This is a genomic window from Rhizobium phaseoli, from assembly GCF_010668805.1.
Classification (GTDB): domain Bacteria; phylum Pseudomonadota; class Alphaproteobacteria; order Rhizobiales; family Rhizobiaceae; genus Rhizobium; species Rhizobium phaseoli_A.
This window is the reverse complement of the sequence record NZ_WUFT01000097.1, coordinates 1-419: the sequence shown is the minus strand read 5'-3', so window position 1 is coordinate 419 and position 419 is coordinate 1. Positions and strand designations below refer to the sequence as shown.

1 protein-coding gene is annotated in these 419 nt (G+C 67.8%); it reads left to right on the top strand.

Annotated features, from left to right (window positions below; translation table 11 throughout):
- A partial coding sequence (locus tag GR197_RS31550) for a bifunctional ornithine acetyltransferase/N-acetylglutamate synthase (protein ID WP_204330521.1) occupies positions 1 to 419 on the top strand: 419 nt, incomplete at both ends.

Here is a 419-nt window from a genome sequence, read left to right as displayed (position 1 = left end):
GCAAGGACGTGCTCGTCATTTCCGTCGACGAAGGCGCGACGGTCGCGGGCGTGTTCACGTTGAACCGCTTTTGCGCAGCGCCCGTGACGGTGTGCCGCGAGCACCTGGAGCGCGTGCGCAAGGGCGGCAAGGGTATTCGCGCGCTGGTCGTGAACACGGGCAATGCGAACGCGGGCACGGGCGAGCCGGGCATGGCACACGCGCGTGAGACGTGCGACGAACTCGCGCGCCTCGCGGGTATTGCGCCTGAGCAGGTGCTGCCGTTCTCGACGGGCGTGATTCTGGAGCCGCTGCCTGTCGATCGTCTGAAAGCCGGGTTGCCAGCCGCGCTGGCGAACCGTCAGGCTGCGCACTGGTACGACGCGGCGCAAGCCATCATGACTACGGACACGCTGCCGAAAGCCGTGTCGCGTCAGGTC